Below are 25209 nucleotides of genomic sequence, written 5' to 3' on the forward strand. Positions count from 1 at the left end.
CCCGAAACTTTACATAGCCCACTTATATTGGTTTTGCAAACAAAAGAAATTAAGAACCCAATAAACTTTTAAAAGGATAAAAAGGAGAGGAAACGTAATGGATTTTTTTAGCATTCTGACATTGGTCGGCGGACTGGCGATGTTCCTTTATGGAATGCAGGTAATGGGAGACGGTCTGGAAAAGCTTTCCGGCGGTAAACTGGAAAAGATTCTGGAAAACCTTTCATCTAACCGTGTGAAAGCAGTTTTGGTCGGTGCAGCAGTTACCGCAATCATTCAGTCTTCATCGGCAACCACAGTTATGGTAGTCGGCTTCGTAAACTCGGGAATCATGCATCTGTCCCAGGCTGTTGGCTTTATTATGGGAGCAAATATCGGTACTACTGTTACTGCATGGATCCTTAGCCTGGCTGGAATTGAAAGCTCCAATTTCTTTGTAAGACTTTTGAACCCAAACTCATTTTCACCGATTCTGGCATTGATCGGAGTTATTTTTATTGTTTTCCTTCATGATGAAAAGAAGAAAGACATTGGAAACATTCTGGTTGGTTTCGCAGTGCTGATGTTCGGTATGAATACCATGAGCGGTGCCGTAAAACCTCTGGCAGAGGTACCGGAATTTACAAATATCCTGCTGAAGTTCTCCAACCCTGTTTTAGGTGTGCTGGCCGGTGCACTTCTGACTGCTGTTATTCAGTCTTCATCTGCTTCTGTTGGTATTCTCCAGGCACTTTGTATAACTGGTGCAGTCCGTTACGGAGCAGCGCTTCCGATTATCATGGGACAGAATATTGGAACCTGTATTACAGCAATGCTTTCTTCAATCGGTGCTACTAAGAATGCAAAACGTGCAGCAATCGTTCATCTGTACTTCAATATTGTAGGAACTGTTACATTTATGGTTGTATTCTATGTGCTGAATGGATTTTTACATTTCTCTTTCATTGAAGAAGTGGCAGGTCCTGCCGGCATCGCAGTGATCCACAGTGCCTTTAACATCATTGCAACACTTGTACTTCTTCCATTTGGAGATATGCTTGTAAAAATGGCATGTGCAACTGTCCGTGATACAAAAGAGGAGAAAGTTATTTCCGCAGAAGATCAGGAGTTTATGATCCTGGAGTCCCGTTTTCTCAGCAATCCTGGTATTGCTATTGAGCAGAGCAAAACAGCTGCCAGGAAAATGGCAGAGCAGTCCAAAACCGCTTTGAACCTTTCCTTTGGCTTGCTGGATGATTTCCAGGAGGAGACAGCTTTCCGTGTGGAAAAGATTGAAGCAAAGGTTGACCGCTATGAGGACGAACTGGGAACCTATCTGATCAAGTTGAATCAGAAAGATCTTTCTCTGGAAGACAGCCACAGCTTGTCCATTATGCTTCACTGTATCGGAGATTTTGAACGTATTTCCGACCACGCACTTAGCATTATGAAATCTGCAAAGGAAATTTCAGAAAAAAATGCCCGCTTTTCAGACAAGGCAGTGCAGGAACTTCACATTATGGAAAAAGCCGTGTCGGATATTGTGGAAAAAGCGTATAGCGTTTTTGCAAACCAGGACCTGAGAGCAGCCGAAGAAATTGAGCCTCTGGAAGAAGTGATCGATGAACTAAGCCGTGAGCTGAAAAGACGCCATGTAAATCGTCTTCGTGCCGGAGAATGTACAATCGAGATGGGATTTGTGCTTTCTGACATTACAACCAGCCTGGAGAGAATCGCAGATCATTGTTCCAATATCGGAGTCTGTGTGACTCAGGTGCATGAGGATCTTTATGATACCCACAGTCACCTTGACACTGTAAAAAATGCACCGGGAGAACATTTCCATCACGAACTGGAGGTTGCCCGTGTGAACTATATGCTTCCGTAACCGGGAGAGCAGATGTTGCCAGTTGCTGCTCTGGAAAAATTCCTGTGAGAATTATTTCCGGAGGCAGCGACTGGTAATATAATTTTTGCGGCGCGAAAACATGCGAATGCATGATTTCTGTGCATCGCGAAGCGTGTCACTGGCCAGGTCGTGAACGGTAACCTGTTTTCCTGCTTTTTACCGTGACTTTACAGTTGTGCACTTGTATAAGGGGAAAAAAGTACGTATACTAAGAAATAATGATGATTTACAGGTAATGTAAAAAATAGGTAAGACATGGGAGGAGAATACTAAAAAATGATTTTTTGTGTTGAAGATGATAACAACATCCGTGATCTGTTAGTATATACATTAGAGACGACCGGATTTCATGCAAGGGGTTTAGAAGACTCCCAGGAATTGTGGAAAGCCCTCGCAGAAGAGGAACCAGAGCTGATTCTTCTTGATATTATGCTTCCTGGAGAGGACGGATATTCCATTCTGGAAAAACTGAAGAAATCCTCTGGAACAAGAGATATTCCAATCATTATGGTAACTGCCAAGGAAGCAGAATTTGATAAGGTCCGTGCCCTGGAAGCCGGTGCAGACGATTATATTACCAAGCCCTTTGGAATGATGGAATTTATAGCCAGGGTGAAGGCTGTGCTCAGGCGCAGCAGCCGTCACGGAGATGACAGAGAGTTTAGCTGTGAGGAACTTCGTATTTTCCCGGGCCGTCATCAGGTATACTGTGATGATCAGCCTGTGGAGCTTACCCGCAAGGAATTTGAACTTCTTCTGTATCTTATGGAAAACAGAGGAATCGTTATGACCCGTGACCAGATTTTGTGCCATATATGGGGCTATGATTTTGACGGGGAAACCAGAACTGTGGATGTACATGTGCGGACCCTGCGGCAGAAGCTTGGGGATACTGGAAGACTGATCGAAACTGTCCGCGGCGTAGGTTACAGAATGGCAGATAAAGGAGGCACTCAGGGATGAAAAAGAAAATCCTAAGTCATACCAGTGTGATGATCATTCTCACGGTTATCCTTACCTTTATAGCTGCCAGCTTTGTGATGTATGATAAGTATAATAGTACCATGAAAAAGGGTGTACGGGATGAAGCAGAATATGTAAAAGTGGGGATAGAAGAAGTTGGAGAAGCATATTTAAGCGGAAATGTGGGAAAAACCACAGATACTCGTATTACGCTCACCGATTCAGAGGGAAATGTGCTCTATGATAATGAGGCAGAGGCTTCAAAGCTTCCAAACCACAGCAGCCGTCCGGAATTTGTCCAGGCTATGAAAAATGGACAGGGAGAAATCGTTCGTTATTCGGAAACCCTGTCGCACCAGACCTTTTATTATGCAGTAAAGCTGAATGATGGCAGAATTCTCCGCCTGGCAAAAACAACAGACAGTGTGTTCCATACGTTGCTTAGCAGTTTTATCTGGCTGGGACTTTTGATGCTGTTAATCATTCTGGTAGAGATCGTGCTGGTACAAAAACAGACAAAGAATCTGATTGAGCCGGTGAACAATCTGGATCTGGAGCATCCTCTTTCGAATGTGTGCTACGAAGAACTCCGCCCTTTGCTGATGCGGGTGGATCAGCAGAATAAGCAAATTGCAAGCCAGCTGGAGGAGTTGAAGAAGACAGAGGCTGTGAGAAGGGAATTCTCTGCAAATGTTTCCCATGAGTTAAAGACACCTCTGATGTCCATTTCCGGTTATGCGGAGCTGATGATGAATGGAATGGTGAGACCGGAGAATATTGCCGATTTTTCAGGACGAATTTATAAGGAGGCCAATCGCCTGGGAAATCTGGTGGCAGATATTATTCAGCTGTCGCGTCTGGATGAACAGCAGGATGCAGTGGTCTCCATGGAAAGTGTGGAGCTTGATGAGCTGGCAAAGGATGTGGTAAACAATCTCCGGGATCATGCGGAAAAGAAAAACATTTCGTTGGATTATTGTGGTATTCCGATCAACATTCAGGGTGTTCGGCATGTTTTATATGAAATGCTGTACAATATTGCGGACAATGCTGTCCGTTACACCAATCCGGGAGGACACATTCATATTTATGTAGGCAGAAAAGGGGATCATCCTTTTTACCGAGTAGAGGATGATGGAATCGGAATCCCGAAATCTGAACAGAAAAGAATATTTGAGAGATTTTACCGGGTGGACAAAAGCCATTCGCGGCAGACCGGAGGAACCGGTCTTGGACTGTCCATTGTAAAGCACGGGGCAACCTTACATCATGCACAGATCAATGTGGACAGCGATCTTGGAAAAGGTACAAAAATGGAGCTGCTTTTTTAGAGCGTGTTGAAAAAGGCTTTCTGCAAATTGTGACGTACAGCTTGCAGAAAGCCTTTTTGGAACATACTGAGGCAGCTCCTTTTTATATAAGCATAAATAAAAAAATTACAGTTCGCTCAGTGCATCCTCATCTGCCACAATAATTGCATTGGGATGGAACTGAAGGATGGAAGCCGGGCACTGTGGTGTAACAGGTCCTTTGATCGCAGCAGCGAGAGCCTTGGCTTTGTTCTTGCCGTTAGCTACAAGAAGAATGGTCTTTGCGCTCATAATATTGCCGGTTCCCATAGAAATTGCCTTGCGCGGTACATCCTCCTCGCTTGCAAAAAAGCGCTTATTCGCCTGGATGGTAGCCTCTGTAAGATCTACACAGTGTGTGCCAGCCTGGAAATGGTCGTCTGGTTCATTAAATCCGATGTGACCATTAGGTCCTATTCCAAGAAGCTGAAGGTCTGCAGCTCCCATATTCTTAAGCAGTGTATTGTAAGCTTCGCAGCAGGCCTCTGTATCCGGATTGGTTCCGTCCGGAACATAGGTATTCTTAATATCTATATTGACTCTGCTGAACAGGTTCTTGTTCATGAAGTAACGGTAGCTCTGGTCATTGGATCCGTCCAGTCCTACATATTCGTCCAGGTTCACAGATTTTACATGGGAAAAATCCAGTATTCCCTCTTCATACATAGCAGCCAGCTGATCGTAGGTACCTACCGGGGAAGAACCGGTAGCAAGTCCAAGGATACAATCCGGTTTGGACAAAATAACACCGGCGATAATGGTAGCAGCAGTACGGCTCAGCTCTTCATAATTCTTAACTTTAATTACTTTCATTTTACCTCTCCTTCTTTGTCAATAAGTGAAAATAATCACTTTAACAAGGTGCAAAAAAATAACGGCATTATCAGAATGCTGTCACATAAAACCCCTGCCCTTGTTCTTTCAGACAATAACAGTATACCCTATATTTAGGTGAAATGCTATAAATATTTCTGCTTTTTTTGCTTTTTTTGGTGAAAACTGATTGCAAGTTTCGAAAGCTTTTCCTATAATGAATTTATAATATAGAAATTTACCCTGGGGATAAATAAAATGAAAAAAACCTACACTCTGAAAAGGGAACTTACACTTCTGATGATACTGACCTCTGTATGTACTTTACTGTCTGTATGTGCAGCTGTTTTCTATGTCTTTTTCTCTTTCTTCTTTCAGAAAACACAGGAAGATATTGAATATGTACTTCGATATACCAGTCAGCAGTATGAGGCTCATATGCAGTTTATTGAGGATAGTGTGATCGCCATACGTCATAATACGGTACTGGATGACTTTTTTCAGAAAGAAGAATACGACCTGGAGGAAATAGAACCACAGCTTTCTTACAGCATGGAGCTTTTTTCAGAGCGGAATATGGTGGAACGTCAGCTTCCTTTTGTTACTGGAATTTATCTGTTTAATAATGGGAATGAATGTATTTATGAGCACTATTATGCCACCACACTGGCTGCCGGGAGAGAACAGAAGCGAAAATACGAAAACATGCAGCAGGAATTTAAAAGTACCAGTGACCAGTACGCCTGTTTGTCTGATAAAGATGAATTAAATATTTTTTTTAGAATTTATGATGAAAATATGAGGGAAAAAGGAATCGGAGTCGTGCAGATCAGTCAGAGTGCGGTAGCGAAAGTTCTGGAAACGGTACAGCTGTATCATAATGGAGGATGGGCTGTCCTGGATAAAAACGATCAGCTGCTTGCCTCAGAAGGAGCTCAGGAGCTGGTGAAAAAGCTGCAGACCTCTGAGAATTCATGGAATGGAACAAAAGACCTGGCGGGTACGAAGGTGATTGGTTATGGAAATTCCTGTGGATTTGGAGTACGTACAGTGATCTCAGTAGGGTATGGGAATATTTTTTCTATTTTGAAGCCCACTCTTTTTATCGTTCTTGTGGGCCTTATTGTGGTACTGGGAATTGCATTTCTGGTTGCATATGCTATCAGCTACCGTTTCACCAAACCGGTTACCAGGATGATCCAAAGTATACAGGCTTTTGGAAAACCGGATCTGAATGCCAGAATGGAAGATTCCTCTATTCAGGAATTTCATGACATGGGAATCGTGTTTAATGAGATGGCAGACAGGATTGAATATCTGATCACTCAGGTTTACGAAAAAGAAATTGTGGCAGCCAGGTCTCAGGTAAAATATCTGCAGTCCCAGATAAATCCGCATTTCCAGTTTAATATTCTGGCCATGCTGAGTCTGAAAGCGAAAATGGCTGGAAACGAAGAAGTTTACGATGGACTGAATGCTTTTTCCAGACTGATGCAGGGTAAGATATTCCGGGAAAAAGAGATTAAGATAAAGGTAAAAGAGGAACTGGAAATAGTTCAGTTTTATTTATATCTGCAGAAAAGCCGTTACCAGGATAAACTGTCTTATGAGGTGAAGCTTGAAGATGAAAAAATCGGCGAAGATCTGATTCCCCGTCTTCTTATTGAGCCACTGGTGGAAAATGCAGTTTCACATGGTTTGGAACCAAAGCGTGAAAAAGGAAATCTGCAGGTCCTTTTATATGAAAGGGAAATGCTCTACATCTGGGTAAAAGATGATGGAGTAGGCGTTTGTCGGAATCAGACGAAGGCAGAGGAAAATAAAGAAAAAACTCCTCATACCCATGTGGGCTGGGAAAATACAAAGAAAATGCTCCGGATCCTGTATGGAGATCATTACAAGTTTCAGGTCTGGAGTGAACCGGGAAAGGGAACGGAAATAGAAATTGCAGTTCCAATTGAAAGAGGTGGAAATTATGTGGAAAGTGATAGCAGCCGATGATGAAGGATACATCAGAGAGGCTTTGCAGAAACTGATAAATTGGGAAAAAATGGACTGTTCTTTGGAGAGCGTAGTCAGTGATGGACAGGAACTATTGGAGAAGATCCGGGGAGAAATGCCGGACATTGTGATCACAGATATACAGATGCCTGGTGTTGACGGATTAGAAGTATGTAAATATGTATACGAAACCTGCCCGGAAACCCAGGTGATCATCCTTACCGCATATTCAGATTTTGAGTATGCCAAACGTGCCATTAAATACAGTGTATGTGAGTATGTGCTTAAGATTTCCATTATAGACGAACTTCCACTGGCAGTGGAAAAAGCAATTGGAAAGCTATCCAGACTGAAAAAGGAGATCGAAATCCAGGAGCATACGAAGGCAGAAGAACCGGAATCACTGCTTGATCAGATTGAACAGTATCTGGAAGAAAATTTTCGCAAAAAGATCACGCTGGATGATATTGCAGATACCCTGCATGTGAACCGCAGCTATCTCAGCCGTTATTATAAGAATAAAACAGGTGTGAATCTGTTTGATGAGATTTTAATGAAAAGGGTGGAAAAGGCAAAAGAATATCTGCAGAATACAGAGATGAAGACTTATGAGATTTCAGAAGCGGTAGGAGTGGAAGATGCTGGTTATTTCTCAAAAATGTTTAAAAAGATAACCGGGGTATCACCAAAAGAATTCAGGAAAAGAGAACAACATGAAGAGAAAAATTAGAGGCCTTTTCTTTAGTATCGGAATAGCAGGGAGTCTGATCCTTGGAGGCTGCGGGAAAGAAGAAAAAGAGCCTGTAACTATCACAATGATTCATGCATGGGGTGGAACAGGTGAAGATCATGTAGCTATGAGGGATATTTACGATGGATTTCAGAAGGAGAATCCGGACATTGAGGTGCAGCTGATCTCCATGCCAGGAAGAAAGGAAATGCTGCGTAAGGTGGAGGACATGATCATGGTGGGAGATATGCCGGATGTGATTACCTTCAGCGGTATGGGACAGAATACAACCTATGATTTTATTGTAGAAAATGATATGGCGCTGGATATTATGCCCTATGTGAAAAAAGATGAAGAGTTTGCCTCCAATATTTCCCAGACCAATCTGAACTATTGGACCACAGAAGAAGGGGAGCTGTTTACAGTGTCAGATGTTTTGTCCTTAAGTGGTGGTTATTGGTATAATGAAGATATTCTGCACGCAGCTGGCGTAAAGGAAATTCCCAGGACCTGGGATGCTTTTCGCGGTATGTGCTACAAAATCTGGAAATGGTCGGAACGTGAGAATAATGAAATTGCTTCGCTTCAGACATCTCCGGAGGGCTATCTTTATTTTATGGATCATATGCTTCTGGAAGAAGGTACAGAAAAGGACAGAAACGATATCGGTACAATTTCAGAGGTATTGAAACGGCTGCAGGAAATTTATGTATATTCCACCTCCGAAAATGCAGAATACAGTTATTTGGATGAGACCAGATTGTTCAATGAAGGAAAGCTTGCCATATATGTGAATGGCGTATGGGGCGCTTCCATGATTTCCGAAAACATTAATGCCAAGTATGCACTGCTTCCAACTACATCCGGGAAGAATCTGTCTTGCGAATCTGCCTGTTTTGGTTATGTGCTTGGAAAAAGTGGAAACGAACAGAAAGAGGAGGCTTCCATCCGGTTCCTGAAATATATGCTAAGCAAGAAGGTGCAGACGCGGATTTTGGAGGAAACAGAGCAGATTCCGGCGAATAAGCAGGTAGTTCTGGATTCTTACGAGAAGGAAATGCCGCGGCTGTTTCAGGCTGCTTCCCTGGTGTTAAGTGCAGAGGATAAAATTGAAGTTCCGGATAATCTGTGGACTTATGAACAGAAAGCCTATTTTACAGAAAACATTTTCAGAGAGCTTACCGGTAAAATTTCACCGGAAGCTTTTACCCGGCAGCTGGGTGAAATGAAAATAGATAAATAGGGAAAATAAAGATAAGGAAAATATTGCCGTCAGGTAAATATTTTCCTTATTTTTATTGTGAAAATGTCAATAAATACCTGTAAATTGCAAATGGGATTCATTCAAAAATACCAAAAACAAGGGTAAAATAAGGACAGTTAAAGCAAAGACGTATAATTTATGAAGGAGGATTTTTGTAATGAAGAAAAAAATGGTAAGTGTTTTACTGGCAGCAGCAATGGGGACTACTGCACTGGTTGGATTTGGAACGACTGCTTATGCAGATGATGATGATGTTCTGGAATTTTACCATGGATATTACCAGGATGAGAGCGAGTGGGCTGCAGCTCAGGTTATGAGGGATATCTATGATGAGTTCGCAAAGGAACATGCTGATGGATCAGTTACATTCAAACCAATCGCTGTAGAAAACAGAGATGACATTGTAAGTGCACAGGTTGCTGGCGGTTCCTTCCCGGATCTGGTAGATGTAGGCGGTGGCGGAGTTCCGCAGGCAGCACTTTCCCAGGATCTGGTATACGATCTGAAACCGTATATCGATGAAAATGGTCTGCAGGATGCAGTTGGTCTTAACTATACACAGCATGATATGGATGGTCATATTTATGCAGTGCATGATCAGATTGAGAGCCGTGGCTTATGGTATAATTCCGATATTTTTGAAAAAGCCGGAATTACAGAGGAGGCGTTTGCAGACTGGGATTCTTTTGGAGAAGCAATGGAAAAAATCCGTGCTCTGGACGAGGATGTGTACGGATATATTGCAGGACAGGGCTCCAGCTATATTGTAAACACAGTTATGGCTTCTACAGATGAAGGAAAGAAAATGCTGGAATCTGAGCTGACAGAGGACACCATCAATTCAGAGGAATTTGCAGCTGCATTTAAGACTGCTGCAAATCTGGATCAGGCAAATGGTTCTGAGCATACTACAGATGATAACGGAAATCTTATGGCAGAATTTAATACAAATGGTAAGGCTGGTGTCCTTTTCAATGGTGTATGGAATGCAAGTGGAATTGATGCATCTTTAACAGATGCCATTGAGCCTGCTTTATTCCCTGGAAATATTGCAATCGCTTCTGCAGGCGGCGGACTTGCTGTGGCAAATAACATGAGTGATGAGAAAACAGAGCTGGCACTTGAGTTTATCAAATATATGACAAGTGCTGAGGTTCAAGAAAAAATCTTCACTGGCGTACAGGCAAATCCATGTAACACAACAGTTGATTTGAACGCACTTGCAGAAGAGAGTGATGACGCAGCTACAAGAAAGCTTGCACAGGCTTGCTCTCAGGTAAATGAAGCTGATACTGTAGTGATTGACATGAACTATACCTGGGGATCTGACGTGGACAAAGCTATCATCAATGCATTGATGGAGTGTGCGGTATCAGGAACAGATATTGATGCAAGATTTGCAGCACTTCAGACAGAGCTGATCGCGTTGGTGGCTTAAAGCACACAGCTGTGATGAACAGAAACTATGAATGAAATAGAAGAGGGAGGGGAGAAATCTCTTCCCTTTTTGGAGGTATGAATTTGGAAAATCAGAATGCTGCGAAAAAAAGAAAGAATAAGCTGGGTACGCGGAGAAAAGGATTTATTATAGCGTTTCTTGCGCCTACCCTGATCGCATTTTGCGTATTTTATCTGTATCCCATTATTACGGTGTTTATCACTTCTTTCTGCAAATGGGATTATACCAATATTACTAGTCCGGAGTTTTTCGGCTGGAGCAATTTGTGGGATAATTATGATTATATTTTTAACAAGTATCCATTTTTCTGGGAAGCACTGAAAAATTCAACTACCTGGGCCATTCTTGGAGCAGTGGTACAGATTCCCATTGCTGCTTTGATCGCTCTGGCCCTGTCCAGAAAGGTAAAAGGTATTAAATTTGTACGAAATGTTTATATTATTCCGAATATGATCTCAACTGCCGCTATGGGCATTGTATTTTTACAGTTGTACAACCCTTCTTATGGAATTATCAACCCGATCATTCGTCTTTTCAACAAAGAGTTCAGGGATAATATCCTACTTCTGAAAGGACCGGCTTTTGTGGCCATGACCTGTGCCTATATTTTCTTTACAGGAACTACAACTTTAATGATTTTGGGGAATATTATGGCAGTGCCGGAAGAGGTAAGAGAAGCAGCTATGCTGGATGGGGCAAGCGGTCTGAGACAGGACTGGTATATTACAATCCCTATGATCAAAGGAACTTTAAAAACAGTATCCGTTCTTGCTGCAACCTCCGGCTTCCTTCTTTATAACGAGGTTTATTTCCTGACAAAAGGAGCTGCAGGAACCTACAGTATCAGTTACATTATCCGCGAGCTTGCCATTACCAGTCCGAGAACCCAGTTTGGACGTGCCAATGCAGTGGCAATGATCCAGATCCTGGCTGGGATGGTGATCATTCTGGTGATTAATTTTGTATACAGCATTTCTTTCAGGAAAGAGAAAGAATAAGAAGGAAAAGAGGATGAATATGAAAAAAACAAATACCCTGAAAGGTGTAAATAGTATGCCGGCGGGAACCAGGATCGTGACTTACATTTGTCTTGCGTGGGCGCTGATCGTGTCGTTGCTTCCCATTGGCTGGCTGGTTTTATCCAGCCTGAAAAAAGATCCTATGGCGAGACCTGGCTTTCAGCTTCCGGAATCCATTTGTCTGGATGGTTATATTTCCACATTTAAAGATTTACATGTGATGAGATATTTTGGAAACAGTCTTTTTGTCGCAGGTGTTTCCGTGGTGATCAGTGTGGTGATGATTTCCATGTCTGCATATGTGGTGGCGCGAATGGAATTCAAAGGAAAAGCACTGGTAAATGTACTTTTGTATTCCACCATGTTTATCCCAGCCACAGCCCTTACTTATCCGGTATATAATCTGGTAAACCGCCTGCATTTATATGATACAAGATCTGCGCTGATCCTAATTTATTCCTGCAGTGGAATTGCAGTGAGTTTTTTTGTGATCAAAAACTATTACGACAATATCCCAAGAGAGCTGGAAGAGGCGGCGAGAATTGATGGATGTGGGTATGTACAGACCTGGATGAAAGTAATTTTTCCAATTGCACGTCCGGGAATTATGACAGCAGCTGTGCTTGCATTTTTGAATAATTGGAATGAGTATTACTGGGCCTCTCTTGTGCTGATCACAAGGGAAAAGCTGACAGTACCGGCGCTTTTGTCTACTTTCACAACAGCCTTTAACACCAATTATAACGGACTTTTTTCCGCTATGGTGATTATCATTCTTCCGCCTGTGCTTCTGTACTGTATTTTCAGCAGATTCTTTATTGAGGCACTGTCTGGCGGAGCCGTGAAAGGTTGACAGGTGAAATGAAAGTTTTTTGATAAAAATGCTGAATATACAAAATTTTCTGATATAATGAAGAAGACAGGAGAATAGAAACATGAATGAGGAAATAAGACAGCGCACCAAATGGTTTATGGAAGACAGATTCGGTATGTTTATTCATTGGGGATTATACTCCATTCCGGCATGCGGTGAATGGATGATGTCACAGAAAGAAATGACAATTGAGGAATACAGTAAGTATTTTGATCAGTTTGATCCTGTGGATTATGATCCGAAGAAATGGGTTCGTCTGGCAAAAAAAGCAGGCATGAAGTACGTGGTACTTACAGCAAAGCACCATGACGGATTTTGTCTGTTTGACTCTAAACTGACAGACTACAAGTCAACAAACACAAAAGCAGGCAGAGACCTGGTAAGAGAATTTGTAGATGCATGCCGAGAGGAAGGATTAAAGGTTGGTCTTTATTTTTCCATTATCGACTGGCATCATCCGGATTTTCCTAAATATGGAGACAGGCAGCATCCTATGCGAAACAATCCGGCATATAAAGATGAAAAAATTGATTTTGACAGATATCTTGCGTATATGCATGGCCAGATAAAGGAACTTGTAACAGGGTATGGCAAGCTGGATCTTCTATGGTTCGATTTTTCCTATGACGATATGACCGGAGAAAAATGGAAAGCCACAGAGCTGATCAAAATGGTTCGAAAGTATCAGCCGGATGTGATCATTGACAACCGTCTGGAAGGTGCGGGGGATAACCATGGCAGCATTACAACAGAGGAACCACTGATTTACAGCGGTGATTTTGCAAGTCCGGAGCAGATCATTCCTCCAAAAGGAGTATGTGATGACAAGGGAGAACCCATTCCATGGGAACTTTGTGCCACTATGAATAATCATTGGGGATATTGCAATTTCGACCATCAGTATAAGACCCCTCAGATGCTTGTAAGAAAGCTGGTGGAATGTGCCAGCAAGGGTGGAAATATGATCCTGAACGTGGGACCAGATGCCCGTGGAAATATTCCGGAGGAGAGTGTTCAGATTCTCACAGAAGTTGGAAAATGGATGAAAAAAAATGGGGAGAGCATTTACGGATGCGGAATTTCCAAATTGGAAAAGCCGGATTGGGGAAGATATACCCAGAAAGGTGACATCATTTATGCTCATGTTTATGAGACACCGCTTGGAGCACTTCCGCTGTATGGAATCGGCCCGGATAAGCTGGAATCTGTTACATATCTTGCTGACGGCAGTGAGGTGAACAGAGGGGAAGCATGGAATACGGTGCTGTATCCGGATGTGGCCTTTGTTTCCTTCGGAGATGATCCGGTATTTACCTATCCATTGCCAGATGAAAAAGATACGGTTTTAAAAATACGTTTGCGACAGGAGTAAAAGAGTATGAAAAAGGTAACGAGTATTGTAATTGGAGCAGGCCTTAGAGGAGGTCATGTTTATTCTCAGTATGCACTGGACCATCCGGATGAATTTCAGGTGGTGGCAGTTGCAGAGCCGGATAAAGAGCGCAGAGAGAGCTTTGCAAAAAGACACAATATTCCGGAAGAGCTTTGCTTCGAAAGCTATGAAGAGCTTCTTGGAAAAGAAAAGCTGGCAGATTGTGCCATGATCTGCACCATGGACAGGATGCATTATGAGCCTACGATCATGGCTCTGAAAAAGGGATATCATGTACTTTGTGAAAAGCCCATGTCTCCCGACAAGAAAGAAATCATTGAAATGGGAGAGATGGCGAAGAAATACGACCGTATTCTGTCCGTGTGCCACGTACTTCGGTATTCTCCGTTCTTTTCCAAATTAAAAGAACTTCTGGAAGAAGGCAAAATAGGAAGACTTATGACTATCCAGCATATGGAAGAGGTAGGTTACTGGCATCAGGCACATAGCTTTGTAAGAGGAAACTGGAGAAATGCAGAGGAATCCAGTCCTATGATCCTGCAGAAATGCTGTCATGATATGGATATCATGCTGTGGCTGGCAGACAGTAAATGCGAAAGCCTTAGTTCCTTTGGCGAACTGTCTTATTTTACAGAGGAAAATGCACCGGAAGGAGCTCCTGCTTATTGTCTGGATGGATGCCCACATAGAGATGAATGTGCTTTCTATGCACCACGCTTTTATCTGGAGAATTTAGATGGCTATCTGGTACGTGCAGTGACCGATCAGACAGATCCGGAGCATGTATTGGAGGCTTTGAAAAAAGGACCTTACGGAAGATGTGTATTCCACTGTGATAATACAGTAGTAGATCACCAGTCCGTTGACATAAAGTTTGAAAATCAGGTAACAGCGTCCTTCCTTATGACAGCCTTTACAGACCAGTGTGCTAGACGGATCCGTCTTATGGGAACAAAAGGTGAGATCAAAGGCGATATGGATGCAGGTACTATTGAGATCAGAGATTTTGTCAGTGGGAATCTGGAGACAATAGAGCTTCACACACCTGCAAACGGACATAACGGAAGTGATATGAGTATGATGCATGATTTTGTCCGTATGGTAGGAGAAGGAAGAAAGGGTAAAACAGACGCTGCTGTTTCCGTGGAGAGTCATCTGATGGCACTGGCAGCAGAAGAAGCAAGAATAACGGGACAGGTTGTAAATCTCAGAGGATTTGCCAATGAAAATAAATGAATTTTTAGCTGAAATCAACATGCTGCCGGAGGCTGTGCATCTGCTTAATGAGCTTCAGGAATCCGGACGCATTGGGGAGGAAGAATATCAGGAAAATAAGCTTTTGTATGAGAAAGACAGAGCTTTGTTTTATGAAAAAATTCTTTTGGAAAAGGATTATCGGCTTGTGTTTCTGTATTATTTATGCCGCATGGGCGCCGAAACCTATGATGCTTATGAAAAGCGGGGAATCAGCCGGGAAATTTTCAGGGACACTTTTTACGATCTGACCTTTTGGTGTGAAAACTGTTTTCTGGAATATGGAGAGTATGGAATTGATGAATACGACTGGTTTTTCCGCCATATGAAGCTTACCATCTTCAGGCTTGGAAGAATGCAATTTGAAATCATGGATTCTCGCTGGAATTTTACAGCAGGAGAAAGAATGGTAAAAAAAGGAGATCCGATCATCAGTATTCATATTCCACAGGGCGAAAAGCTCACACTGGAGAGTGTGAGGGAATCCATTATTCAGGGAATGGCTTTCTGGGGAAAAGAGATGCCGTATCTGTGTCATTCCTGGCTGCTCTATCCGGGGCTTAAAGACATTTTGCCGGAGAAAAGCAATATCATTATGTTTCAGAATCAATTTCAGATCGTAGAAACAGATTGGGACGAGCGTGAGGCTGAATGGCGTATTTGGGGGAAAGTACAGCGAAATCTGAATGTATATTCTGAGAATACTTCGCTTCAGAGGGCTGCAAAGAAATATCTGAAATCCGGAAAAGTCCTTGGGAGTGGTCTGGGAATATTAAAACCGGAGTATTTCCTGTAAAATAATTGATAAAAATTGACAAGAAGAGATTTGTCTGTTACCATCGAACCAGGGGCAATTGTTTGTCCCTGGTATCGTTATGAATAAGCAACAAAGCGGATCAGGAATCTCCGCTTTGACAAATAAAAAATGGGAGGCAGCAATAACATGAAAAAGCCGGTATTGGTAGTAATGGCAGCAGGTATGGGAAGCAGATATGGTGGCCTGAAGCAGATCGATCCTATTGATAAGGATGGGGACATTATCATTGATTTTTCTATCTATGATGCTATTCAGGCAGGGTTTGAAAAAATTGTATTTATTATAAAGAAGGAGAATGAGGCTGATTTCCGTGCTGCTATCGGAGATCGTATGAGTAAGCATATCCAGGTGGAATTTGTATTCCAGGATCTGCATAATCTTCCGGAAGGCTTTACAGTTCCGGAAGGACGTGTGAAGCCATGGGGAACCGGACATGCAATCATGAGCTGTATCGATGTGATTGATGGACCTTTTGCCGTTATTAATGCGGATGATTATTATGGACGTCATGCATTTAAGATGGCATATGATTTCCTTACAGAGAATCAGGATAAAGACGGCATTTATCAGTACATGATGGTAGGCTACAAGCTTGAGAACACATTGACAGATAATGGACATGTGGCTCGTGGTGTTTGTGTGACAGACGAAGAGGGATTTCTGAAGGATATTAATGAGCGCACCCATATTGAGAAGAGAGATGGCGGTGCTGCTTATACCGAGGATGATGGTGCTACATGGACAGAGCTTCCTATGGATGCTACGGTGTCTATGAATATGTGGGGATTTTCTGCAAGCATTCTGAAAGAACTGAAGGACAGATTCCCATTATTCCTGAAAGAAAATGTGGAAAAGAATCCTCTGAAATGCGAATATTTCCTTCCATTTGTTGTAGATGAGCTTCTTGGCGAGAAGAAAGCAACTGTCAAAGTTCTGAAATCTATGGACAAATGGTACGGAGTTACCTATAAAGAAGATAAGCCGGTAGTAGTTGCTGCAATTCAGAAGCTGAAAGATGACGGTCTTTATCCTCAGAAGCTTTGGGAGGAAAAATAAGTGGGAAAAACAAAAGATGTAAGCCATCAGGAACTGATGGAAGTAATCAACAGCTTTGATTTTGGCGGTAAACTTGAAGAGGTTGGCATATTCGGAAATGGCCACATTAATGAGACTTACTGTGCTGTATTTTCCACAGAAGCCGGACAGAAGCGCTATATTCTCCAGAAAATGAACAAGCAGATTTTCAAAGATCCTGTTGGTCTTATGGAGAATATCAGTGGTGTCACCTCCTGGCTGAAGAAGAAAATCCTGGAAAATGGCGGGGATGCAGAGCGCGAAACCCTGAATATCGTAAATGACCGTGCAGGAGCTCCTTATTTTGTAGATAAAGAGGGAGAATACTGGAGAGCGTATCTGTTTATAGAAGATGCAACCTGCTTTGATCAGGTGGAAAATGACGAGGATTTTTACCAGAGTGCTCTTGCATTTGGTAATTTCCAGCGTCTTCTTGCAGATTATCCGGCAGATACGCTTCACGAGACAATTCCGAATTTTCATAATACTGTGAAAAGATTTGCTGATTTTAAAAAGGCTGTGGAAGAGGATGCATGCGGACGGGCGGCTGATGTTCAGAAGGAGATACAGTTTGTCCTGGAAAGAGAGCAGCTGGCCCATACACTTGTGGATTTACAGGATGCAGGTAAGCTGCCTCTTCGTGTAACGCACAATGACACAAAGCTGAATAATATCATGATCGATAATGCTACACATAAGGGAATCTGTGTGATCGATCTGGACACGGTAATGCCGGGACTTTCTCTGAATGATTTTGGCGATTCCATCCGTTTCGGCGCAAGCACGGCAGCAGAGGATGAGCAGGATATTTCCAAAGTGTCCTGTGACCTTCATCTGTTTGAGGTGTATGTAAAAGGATTTCTGGAAGGCTGCGGCGGTGCCCTCACAGATCTGGAGGTGGAAATGCTTCCGATGGGTGCAATCCTGATGACCTTTGAGTGTGGAATGCGTTTCCTGGCAGACCATCTGGAGGGAGATCATTACTTCCGCATTCATCGCGAAAATCATAATCTGGACCGCGCAAGAACCCAGTTTAAGCTGGTCTGGGATATGGAACAGAAATTATCTGAAATGAAAGCTATTGTACAAAAATATAAATAGTGGTATTCTAATACTGGCAGGAAACAAACGTCTGCCGGGTATCATAAATACATACAGAAGCAAGGAAAACAGGCCGATAGTGCTGCAATCACAATAATGCTTCTGCAGATACGAGGAGGAAAATATCATGGCAATTTTAGTAACAGGCGGTGCAGGATACATTGGAAGCCATACAGTTGTAGAACTTCAGAATTCCGGTTATGACGTAGTAGTTCTGGATAATCTGTCCAATTCCAGCGAGAAGGCACTTGACAGAGTTTCCAAGATCACAGGCAAGCCGGTTAAATTTTATAAAGCAGATATCCTGGACAGGGAAGCCCTTGACCAGATTTTTGACAAAGAAGACATTGACTCCTGTATTCATTTTGCCGGACTGAAGGCTGTTGGAGAGTCCGTTGTAAAGCCTTGGGAATATTATGAGAATAATATTGCAGGAACCCTGACTCTTGTAGATGTAATGAGAAAACATGGTGTTAAGAATATTATTTTCTCTTCCTCTGCAACTGTATATGGAGATCCGGCACAGATCCCGATCACAGAAGAATGCCCGAAAGGACAGTGTACCAACCCATATGGCTGGACCAAATCCATGCTGGAGCAGGTTCTTACAGACATCCAGAAAGCAGATCCGGAGTGGAACGTAATGCTGCTTCGTTATTTTAATCCGATCGGTGCCCACAAGAGCGGAACCATCGGCGAGAACCCAAATGGTATCCCGAACAACCTTATGCCATACATCACACAGGTTGCTGTTGGCAAGCTGAAAGAGCTTGGCGTATTCGGTAATGACTATGACACTCCGGATGGAACCGGCGTGAGAGATTATATCCATGTAGTAGATCTTGCCAAAGGTCATGTAAAAGCGCTTAAAAAGATCGAGGAGAATCCTGGACTTGCAATCTATAACCTTGGCACAGGAAAAGGCTACAGTGTTCTTGATATTGTGAAGAATTTCGAAGCTGCAACAGGCGTTAAGATCCCATATGCGATCAAACCACGTCGTGCAGGCGATATTGCTACCTGCTACTGCGATGCTTCCAAGGCAGCGAAAGAGCTTGGCTGGACAGCTGAGAATGGCATCCGTGAGATGTGCGAGGATTCCTGGAGATGGCAGAGCAATAACCCGAATGGTTATGAAGACTAATGATTCGGAATTTAATTTTTGATGTTGGAGATGTACTGGTGGAGTATCGCTGGTTTGAGATGCTGACCAGGGACTACGGCCTTTCTGAAGCTGAGGCGAAGAGAATTGGCGAGGAAATGTTTGACAATGAGATCTGGGTACAGGGACTTGACGGAGGAAGGCTGAGCCTTGAGGAAGCCATTCATCAGTATGAACTGAAGTACCCGGACGATGTGGATGTGATGGGCTGGTTCCTTCGAAACGGAGAGCAGATGGCTGTAAAGCGTCCGGAGGTCTGGGACAAGGTTGCAGCTCTGAAGGAAAAGGGTTATAAGATTTACCTGCTTTCCAACTACTCAGAAGAACTGTTCCATGTGCACACCAAGGGAGCGAAATTCCTGGATGTGCTTGATGGGGGAGTTGTTTCCTATCAGGTTCACGCCCTGAAGCCAGACAGGGAAATTTATGAAATCCTTCTGGAGAAATATAGCCTGAAAGCAGAAGAGTGTCTGTTTTTCGATGACCGCATGGATAATGTGGAAGGTGCGAAGAAGGTAGGAATTCAGGCGATACAGGTGACATCCAGAGAGATGCTGAACGAAACATTAGATAAAATGCTTACAAAATAAATGAGGCCGCCCCTTCGGGGGCGGCTTTTTCCAGAGCGTATCTGAAAAATAAAAAAATGCCCAGAGCCGGAATCGAACCAGCGACACGAGGATTTTCAGTCCTCTGCTCTACCAACTGAGCTATCTGGGCATTTATAAGTTCTCTGAACTTACAGCGCATATAATAGCACAGAAACTGCTCTGGCGCAACAAAAATTTCAAAAAATCTGTAAATTCCAAAAATTTACCTTGTAAAAACCACGCCTTGCTTTTCATATATAGTAATGTTAGAATGGCAGTGTGATAAAAATCGGGAGGATTTATTGGTGGAAAAAAAATTAAAAAAATATATTTTGCCGGTTATTGCTGCCATTTTAACAGTGTTTGCTCTTTCCATGACGGGCTTGTATGCTGGTTCGGCAGATAATCCGGGAGAAACATTTCTTTCTTTATGCAAGAAAGAGATGACAGGAATCGGAATCGACAAACTGGTGGTTCTCATTGCAATCATTACATTGTACATGAAATGCTGGAGGAATTTTTGCAGAAGCTGTAAATGGATCACGCATCTGATCGCCGCCATGTTTTCTGTTTTTATGCTGATCGGAATGTCCTTTTCCGTGCAGGGAAACTGGACCTTCTTTACAGCTGGGAGAAATCAGATTCTGATCGCATTGCTTACATGGGCAGGATTCTTTTTCTTATTTGATGTAGTGATCAGTCTTTTATATGCATATGGAGAGAAGCATCCTTTTCTGCACAGCAGGAATATAAAGAAATTTCCGGAATTTATGGAAAAACACTACCTTCTGGTAGCATTTTTGCTGATTCTGGCAGGATGGCTTCCCTATATCCTGATCTTCTGGCCAGGAAGTGTTCCCTATGATGGCTTCCGGCAGCTGAATATGTTTGCCGGAAATCAGAGATTTACAAACAAGCATCCATGGGAATTAAGCCTTATAATGGGAGCCTTGATGACAATTGGAAATGTGATCAGTGATAACTGGGGCATTTTCATGGTGGTTGGCGTGCTGGCACTGATTTATGCGGTATGTTATGCCACTGTTTGTTATAAACTGAAATCATGGGGAGCACCAAGATGGTTCAATATCTGCTGTATTGCATTTTTCAGTCTTGTGCCTGTATTTGGAGCTTATTCCCAGACGATCATTAAGGATGGAAGTTTCAGCGCTCTGTTTTCCCTTTTCATGGTAATCTATGTGGAATGCTGCATTCCCACCCTTCGGGAAAAAAGTGGCCAGTCTTTAAGACAGCAGCTGACAGTGCTGTTTCTGGTTGGCTTTGGCATGTGCATTACCAGAAATAATGGACTTTACATGGTGCTTCCTGCATTTATCCTGTTATTCTTTTTCCTTGGAAAAAAACGCAGACTGTATGCAGTTGGAATGGTGATCCTTGTGACAGTGGGCTACATGGGGCTTCAGAAAGAAGTGGCACCGAGACTATACATTGGTAATTTCCCATCCAGAGTATTTTTCTCAATTCCAATGCAGCAGACAGCCAGATATCTGAAGGAATATCCGGATGATGTGACAAAGGAAGAAGCTAAAGCAATTGACGGGGTGATGAAGTATGATGAGATTGCGGATTTGTATAATCCGGAACTGTCTGATCCGGTAAAGGCAACTTATCGCGGCGGACATATTACCATGGCGAAGCTGAAACGCTACTTTAATGCCTGGTTCAGCATGTTTCTGAGGCATCCGGGGGTGTATATAGAAGCCACACTTCATAACAGCTATGGATATTATTACCCATTTCATAATTGCACCGCGCAGAGCTCCTACCGCTTCTATACAGTAAATGAGCCGCTGATTGAAGAGTCAGATTATCATCAGATCTTTTCCGCAGAGACAAGGAATCAGTTGAAACGTTATGCCGATCTGTGGAGTCAGATTCCAGGTCTTGCGCAGATCTGCAATGCGGGAACCTACACATGGATCGTGATTCTGCTCCTTGGATATCTGATCTACAGGAAGCGATGGAAAGGAATCCTGGTATTGGCTGCCCCGGCGCTGAATGTGGCAATCTGTATAGCTTCTCCGGTAAACGGTCTTCTGCGTTATGCGTTTCCGTTGATGGCGTGTATGCCAGCTGTGATATTCTGGGGACTGGCTTATGCAGAGAAGGCTATAGACGATAAAAGAACCGATGAAAAATGAAAAGTCTGAATTTCTTTTATAGAAAGTATATTGTCAGGTAACTATTTAGCAGGTACCCTTCCGGGAATGGTGTAACCGTGAAGATACGGAACAGTTACATGGTAAATAACAATATATGGAAATGATTGGAATCATGAGAAAGGCAGGTGATTCTGAAGTATATGGAAAAAATAATCATTATCGGTGCCGGACCGGCAGGAATTTCCGCAGCTTTGTATGCTGCCCGGGCAAATATGAATCCGCTGGTGATCAATAACGGCATTGGTGCTTTGGAAAAAGCAGAAAAAATAGAGAATTATTATGGTATGGAACATCCTGTTTCCGGGAAAGAATTATTTGAGACAGGACTTGCACAGGCGAAAGCATTAGGCGTGCGGATCCTGGAGGCACAGGTACTGGGGATTGGCGGGTTTGATACTTTTACAGTAAAGACAACAGCAGGTGATTTTGACACCATCAGTGTGATCCTTGCCACAGGAAGCAAACGAAAGGCTCCTGCAATTCCGGGGATTAAGGAATTTGAGGGAAGAGGTGTCAGCTACTGTGCTGTGTGTGATGCATTTTTCTACAGGGGAAAGGATGTTGCAGTGCTTGGAAACAGCGACTTCGCTCTTCATGAGGCAGAAGAACTGGCACCTATGGCCGGTTCTGTTACCATCTACACAGATGGGAAAGAACCGGAGTTTTCCAGGAAATCTTCTTTTGCGGTGAATACAATGAAAATTCAGTCTGTAGAGGGAGACGAGAAGGTGTCCGGACTGCGGCTGGTCTCTGAGTCAGAGACGGATGCAAAATCAGATACTGATGAAGAGAAGAACCTTCAGCTTTTGCCAGAAGGAAAGGAAGCTGAAATGGAAGCTTCAGAGCTCCATAACCCGGAGAGTCCGGTAAGGGATTCCACGGAGACATTTGTCCCGGCAGACGGCGTTTTTGTAGCTCTTGGAACTGCAGGAAGTGCAGAGATGGCAAGACAGATGGGCGCGGCACTTACTGAGAAAGGCAACATCAAGGTAAATGAAAAGATGGAGAGCACCATTCCGGGGCTTTTTGCAGCAGGTGACTGTACCGGCGGTCTTTTGCAGGTGGCAAAGGCAGTTTACGATGGTGCCCAGGCAGGACTCAGTGCAAACCAGTATGTGAGAAACAGACAAAAAAAGTAGAATTTCGACATGAAATCAGAGAGAAGAATAGACCGATAGAAAGGATGGATCAATTATGGCAAAAGTAATCACAACACAGAATTTTGAAGAGGAAGTATTAAAATCCGAGAAACCGTTTCTTCTTGATTTCTGGGCAACCTGGTGCGGACCATGCATGCGTCAGGGGCCAATCGTGGAGGAACTGGGAGAGGAAGGTTATGCAGTAGGAAAGCTTGATGTGGACCAGAACATGGAGCTTGCACAGCAGTTCCGGGTTATGAGCATTCCTACCCTGATCATTTTCAAGAACGGAGCAGAAGCACACCGTCTGGTTGGTCTTACGGATAAAGAAGAGTTAAAGAAACTTCTGGACGAGTAAGAACGATGAAGATATTACTTGCAGCATGTAATGCAAAATATATACATTCCAATCTGGCTGTCTTTAACCTGAAAGCCTGCGCAAAAGAATATGACAGTAATGTTGTACTTCGGGAATACACCATCAATCAGCAGAAGGATGACATTCTGAAGGATATTTACAGATGTCATCCGGATGTGATCTGCATATCCTGCTATATCTGGAATATTACTTTTGTGCGGGAACTGATGCAGGATCTGAGAAAGATCCTGCCGGATGTTCCTTTCTGGGCGGGAGGCCCGGAGGTATCGTATGATGCAGAGGAATTTCTGAAAAAGAACCCGGCATTTGATGGTGTAATGGTTGGAGAAGGAGAGGAGACCTTCCTGGAACTGGTGAAGCACTATATGAATGGAAGTCCTTCTCTGGAGAAAACCACCGGACTTGTGTACTGTAAACCGGACGGTACAATTCAGAATAACGGATGGCGGCAGATCATGGATTTAAGCAGGGTACCTTTTGCTTACGAAGATCTGAAGGATTTTGAAAATCGTATTATTTATTATGAGAGCAGCCGGGGCTGTCCTTTTTCATGTAGCTATTGTCTGTCATCTGTGGACAAGAAACTGCGTTTTCGCGACCTGGAACTGGTAAAGAAAGAACTTCAGTTTTTCCTGGATCACAAAGTGCCACAGGTGAAATTTGTGGACAGAACCTTTAATTGTAAGCACGATCATGCAATGACCATCTGGCAGTACATAAAAGATCATGATAATGGAATTACCAATTTCCACTTTGAGATTTCCGCAGATCTGTTGAGGGAAAATGAACTGGAACTGATGAGCACCATGCGTCCGGGGCTGATCCAGCTGGAAATCGGTGTACAGTCCACAAATCCGGACACTATTCGTGCTATCCACAGGACTATGGATTTTCCGAAGCTGGCAGGGATTGTAAACCGCATCCATAGTTTTAAGAATATTCACCAGCATCTGGATCTGATCGCTGGTCTTCCTTATGAGGATTATGACAGCTTTCACCGGTCCTTCAATGATGTTTATGCACTTCGTCCCCAGCAGCTTCAGCTTGGATTTCTGAAGGTTCTGAAGGGCTCTCATATGAAAGAGATGACAGAAGAATATGGTATTGTGCATAAAGAACTGGAGCCATATGAAGTACTGGGAACCAGGTGGCTGCCATATGAAGACATTTTGAAGCTGAAAATGGTGGAAAGTATGGTGGAACTGTACTATAATAGTGGACAGTTTCAGAATACCATCGCCTGTGTGGAGCCTTTGTTTGAGGATGCTTTCACATTGTATGAGAAGCTGGGACAGTTTTATGAGAAAAAAGGTTATTCAGAGATTTCCCATTCCAGAATGCGCAGATATGAGATCCTGCTGGAGTTTGTGAAGGAAGAACTGGAAGAAAAATCCGCAGGAAAATCTGGAAATCAGGATCCTGAGGTGGAGAATCCTGCGGGAAAAGCTGCGGAAGATTGCAGAGGAATGGAAACTGCGACCTGGGAAAAGGTGGCAGACAGCATGATCTACGACCTGTATCTTCGCGAAAACCTGAAAAGCCATCCATCCTTTGAGTATGACCAGAAGCCCTATGAGAAAGCAGTCTGGGAGTACAGGCGCCAGGAAAAGGTGCCCAAGACAGCGCATATTGAGGTGTTCCGGGATGGAAAAATATTGCTGTTTGACTATGAAAACCGGGATCCACTGCTTCATAATGCGGCAGTGAAGGAAATTCAGATATAATAAAGAAAGGGTGTAACTGTTCGGCTGGCCGTA

General features: G+C 43.1%; 21 protein-coding genes and 1 tRNA gene. 20 read left to right on the forward strand and 2 right to left on the reverse strand.

What is annotated here, in order from left to right:
- Positions 1-97 precede the first annotated feature (97 nt).
- From ABHC48_RS05500 to ABHC48_RS05510, 3 genes are all read left to right on the forward strand, one after another.
- Positions 98-1867, forward strand: coding sequence for a Na/Pi cotransporter family protein (locus ABHC48_RS05500; RefSeq protein WP_195699071.1), 1770 nt, complete (start codon positions 98-100; stop codon positions 1865-1867).
- 297 nt (positions 1868-2164) lie between these two features.
- Positions 2165-2851, forward strand: a complete 687-nt coding sequence (locus ABHC48_RS05505; RefSeq protein ID WP_187565460.1) for a response regulator transcription factor — start codon at positions 2165-2167, stop codon at positions 2849-2851.
- On the forward strand, positions 2848-4182 hold the full coding sequence (locus ABHC48_RS05510; RefSeq protein WP_187565461.1) for an ATP-binding protein: 1335 nt from the start codon (positions 2848-2850) through the stop codon (positions 4180-4182). The genes ABHC48_RS05505 and ABHC48_RS05510 overlap by 4 nt, the downstream gene beginning before the upstream one ends.
- 105 nt (positions 4183-4287) lie before the next feature.
- Here ABHC48_RS05510 and nagB read toward each other — a convergent pair whose 3' ends face one another.
- The gene (gene nagB, locus ABHC48_RS05515; RefSeq protein ID WP_173718210.1) at positions 4288-5013 is read right to left on the reverse strand and encodes a glucosamine-6-phosphate deaminase; all 726 of its coding nucleotides are present in this window, start codon (positions 5011-5013) and stop codon (positions 4288-4290) included.
- A gap of 258 nt (positions 5014-5271) precedes the next feature.
- Here nagB and ABHC48_RS05520 point away from each other — a divergent pair, with 258 nt between their 5' ends.
- The 13 genes from ABHC48_RS05520 (at position 5272) to ABHC48_RS05580 (ending at position 19751) form a co-directional block, all read left to right on the forward strand.
- The gene (locus ABHC48_RS05520) at positions 5272-7014 is read left to right on the forward strand and encodes a histidine kinase (RefSeq protein WP_195699070.1); all 1743 of its coding nucleotides are present in this window, start codon (positions 5272-5274) and stop codon (positions 7012-7014) included.
- Entirely contained in the window at positions 6989-7744 is a 756-nt protein-coding gene (locus tag ABHC48_RS05525; RefSeq protein WP_118582288.1) for a response regulator, read from the forward strand. Before ABHC48_RS05520 ends, ABHC48_RS05525 begins: the two co-directional genes overlap by 26 nt.
- On the forward strand, positions 7728-8987 hold the full coding sequence (locus ABHC48_RS05530; RefSeq protein WP_195699069.1) for an ABC transporter substrate-binding protein: 1260 nt from the start codon (positions 7728-7730) through the stop codon (positions 8985-8987). The genes ABHC48_RS05525 and ABHC48_RS05530 overlap by 17 nt, the downstream gene beginning before the upstream one ends.
- A gap of 178 nt (positions 8988-9165) precedes the next feature.
- Positions 9166-10446 carry an ABC transporter substrate-binding protein gene (locus ABHC48_RS05535; protein WP_195699068.1) on the forward strand — a complete coding sequence of 427 codons (1281 nt, stop codon included), beginning with the start codon at positions 9166-9168 and terminating at the stop codon, positions 10444-10446.
- Positions 10447-10529: 83 nt separating this feature from the next.
- Entirely contained in the window at positions 10530-11465 is a 936-nt protein-coding gene (locus ABHC48_RS05540; protein ID WP_226815371.1) for a sugar ABC transporter permease, read from the forward strand.
- A 19-nt stretch (positions 11466-11484) separates the two neighbouring features.
- Positions 11485-12339, forward strand: a complete 855-nt coding sequence (locus ABHC48_RS05545; protein ID WP_148461675.1) for a carbohydrate ABC transporter permease — start codon at positions 11485-11487, stop codon at positions 12337-12339.
- Positions 12340-12421: 82 nt separating this feature from the next.
- Positions 12422-13732 carry an alpha-L-fucosidase gene (locus ABHC48_RS05550; RefSeq protein WP_118582300.1) on the forward strand — a complete coding sequence of 437 codons (1311 nt, stop codon included), beginning with the start codon at positions 12422-12424 and terminating at the stop codon, positions 13730-13732.
- Between the two features lie 6 nt (positions 13733-13738).
- The gene (locus ABHC48_RS05555) at positions 13739-14989 is read left to right on the forward strand and encodes a Gfo/Idh/MocA family oxidoreductase (protein WP_118582303.1); all 1251 of its coding nucleotides are present in this window, start codon (positions 13739-13741) and stop codon (positions 14987-14989) included.
- Complete coding sequence (locus ABHC48_RS05560; protein WP_118582306.1) at positions 14976-15803, forward strand: acyltransferase domain-containing protein; 828 nt, start codon at positions 14976-14978, stop codon at positions 15801-15803. The genes ABHC48_RS05555 and ABHC48_RS05560 overlap by 14 nt, the downstream gene beginning before the upstream one ends.
- A gap of 147 nt (positions 15804-15950) precedes the next feature.
- The gene (locus tag ABHC48_RS05565) at positions 15951-16880 is read left to right on the forward strand and encodes a sugar phosphate nucleotidyltransferase (protein WP_173771753.1); all 930 of its coding nucleotides are present in this window, start codon (positions 15951-15953) and stop codon (positions 16878-16880) included.
- 36 nt (positions 16881-16916) lie between these two features.
- Positions 16917-17999, forward strand: a complete 1083-nt coding sequence (locus tag ABHC48_RS05570; protein ID WP_195699078.1) for an aminoglycoside phosphotransferase family protein — start codon at positions 16917-16919, stop codon at positions 17997-17999.
- Positions 18000-18126: 127 nt separating this feature from the next.
- The gene (gene galE, locus ABHC48_RS05575) at positions 18127-19143 is read left to right on the forward strand and encodes a UDP-glucose 4-epimerase GalE (protein WP_118582312.1); all 1017 of its coding nucleotides are present in this window, start codon (positions 18127-18129) and stop codon (positions 19141-19143) included.
- On the forward strand, positions 19143-19751 hold the full coding sequence (locus ABHC48_RS05580) for an HAD family phosphatase (RefSeq protein WP_195699067.1): 609 nt from the start codon (positions 19143-19145) through the stop codon (positions 19749-19751). The genes galE and ABHC48_RS05580 overlap by 1 nt, the downstream gene beginning before the upstream one ends.
- A 57-nt stretch (positions 19752-19808) precedes the next feature.
- Here ABHC48_RS05580 and ABHC48_RS05585 read toward each other — a convergent pair.
- A tRNA-Phe gene (locus ABHC48_RS05585) sits at positions 19809-19881 on the reverse strand.
- 175 nt (positions 19882-20056) lie between these two features.
- On the opposite strand from ABHC48_RS05585, the gene ABHC48_RS05590 reads away from it, so the two are divergent.
- From ABHC48_RS05590 to ABHC48_RS05605, 4 genes are all read left to right on the forward strand, one after another.
- A complete protein-coding gene (locus ABHC48_RS05590; protein ID WP_195699066.1) occupies positions 20057-21913 on the forward strand; it encodes a DUF6020 family protein in 1857 nt (618 codons plus the stop codon).
- Between the two features lie 161 nt (positions 21914-22074).
- Positions 22075-23073 carry an FAD-dependent oxidoreductase gene (locus ABHC48_RS05595; RefSeq protein ID WP_195699065.1) on the forward strand — a complete coding sequence of 333 codons (999 nt, stop codon included), beginning with the start codon at positions 22075-22077 and terminating at the stop codon, positions 23071-23073.
- A gap of 55 nt (positions 23074-23128) precedes the next feature.
- A complete protein-coding gene (gene trxA / locus ABHC48_RS05600; RefSeq protein WP_118582321.1) occupies positions 23129-23431 on the forward strand; it encodes a thioredoxin in 303 nt (100 codons plus the stop codon).
- A gap of 5 nt (positions 23432-23436) precedes the next feature.
- On the forward strand, positions 23437-25176 hold the full coding sequence (locus tag ABHC48_RS05605) for a B12-binding domain-containing radical SAM protein (RefSeq protein WP_173716893.1): 1740 nt from the start codon (positions 23437-23439) through the stop codon (positions 25174-25176).
- The last annotated feature ends 33 nt before the right edge of the window (positions 25177-25209 follow it).

Source organism: Ruminococcus sp. 1001136sp1, from assembly GCF_039841815.1.
GTDB lineage: Bacteria > Bacillota > Clostridia > Lachnospirales > Lachnospiraceae > Blautia_A > Blautia_A faecis.

What these genes read in the sequence shown, in the direction of transcription:
- ABHC48_RS05500 (WP_195699071.1), top strand. Translation starts at nt 98, where the DNA reads ATGGATTTTTTTAGCATTCTGACATTGGTCGGCGGACTGGCGATGTTC.
- ABHC48_RS05505 (WP_187565460.1), top strand. Translation starts at nt 2,165, where the DNA reads ATGATTTTTTGTGTTGAAGATGATAACAACATCCGTGATCTGTTAGTA.
- ABHC48_RS05510 (WP_187565461.1), top strand. Translation starts at nt 2,848, where the DNA reads ATGAAAAAGAAAATCCTAAGTCATACCAGTGTGATGATCATTCTCACG.
- nagB (WP_173718210.1), bottom strand. Translation starts at nt 5,013, where the DNA reads ATGAAAGTAATTAAAGTTAAGAATTATGAAGAGCTGAGCCGTACTGCT.
- ABHC48_RS05520 (WP_195699070.1), top strand. Translation starts at nt 5,272, where the DNA reads ATGAAAAAAACCTACACTCTGAAAAGGGAACTTACACTTCTGATGATA.
- ABHC48_RS05525 (WP_118582288.1), top strand. Translation starts at nt 6,989, where the DNA reads ATGTGGAAAGTGATAGCAGCCGATGATGAAGGATACATCAGAGAGGCT.
- ABHC48_RS05530 (WP_195699069.1), top strand. Translation starts at nt 7,728, where the DNA reads ATGAAGAGAAAAATTAGAGGCCTTTTCTTTAGTATCGGAATAGCAGGG.
- ABHC48_RS05535 (WP_195699068.1), top strand. Translation starts at nt 9,166, where the DNA reads ATGAAGAAAAAAATGGTAAGTGTTTTACTGGCAGCAGCAATGGGGACT.
- ABHC48_RS05545 (WP_148461675.1), top strand. Translation starts at nt 11,485, where the DNA reads ATGAAAAAAACAAATACCCTGAAAGGTGTAAATAGTATGCCGGCGGGA.
- ABHC48_RS05550 (WP_118582300.1), top strand. Translation starts at nt 12,422, where the DNA reads ATGAATGAGGAAATAAGACAGCGCACCAAATGGTTTATGGAAGACAGA.
- ABHC48_RS05555 (WP_118582303.1), top strand. Translation starts at nt 13,739, where the DNA reads ATGAAAAAGGTAACGAGTATTGTAATTGGAGCAGGCCTTAGAGGAGGT.
- ABHC48_RS05560 (WP_118582306.1), top strand. Translation starts at nt 14,976, where the DNA reads ATGAAAATAAATGAATTTTTAGCTGAAATCAACATGCTGCCGGAGGCT.
- ABHC48_RS05565 (WP_173771753.1), top strand. Translation starts at nt 15,951, where the DNA reads ATGAAAAAGCCGGTATTGGTAGTAATGGCAGCAGGTATGGGAAGCAGA.
- ABHC48_RS05570 (WP_195699078.1), top strand. Translation starts at nt 16,917, where the DNA reads ATGGAAGTAATCAACAGCTTTGATTTTGGCGGTAAACTTGAAGAGGTT.
- galE (WP_118582312.1), top strand. Translation starts at nt 18,127, where the DNA reads ATGGCAATTTTAGTAACAGGCGGTGCAGGATACATTGGAAGCCATACA.
- ABHC48_RS05580 (WP_195699067.1), top strand. Translation starts at nt 19,143, where the DNA reads ATGATTCGGAATTTAATTTTTGATGTTGGAGATGTACTGGTGGAGTAT.
- ABHC48_RS05595 (WP_195699065.1), top strand. Translation starts at nt 22,075, where the DNA reads ATGGAAAAAATAATCATTATCGGTGCCGGACCGGCAGGAATTTCCGCA.
- trxA (WP_118582321.1), top strand. Translation starts at nt 23,129, where the DNA reads ATGGCAAAAGTAATCACAACACAGAATTTTGAAGAGGAAGTATTAAAA.
- ABHC48_RS05605 (WP_173716893.1), top strand. Translation starts at nt 23,437, where the DNA reads ATGAAGATATTACTTGCAGCATGTAATGCAAAATATATACATTCCAAT.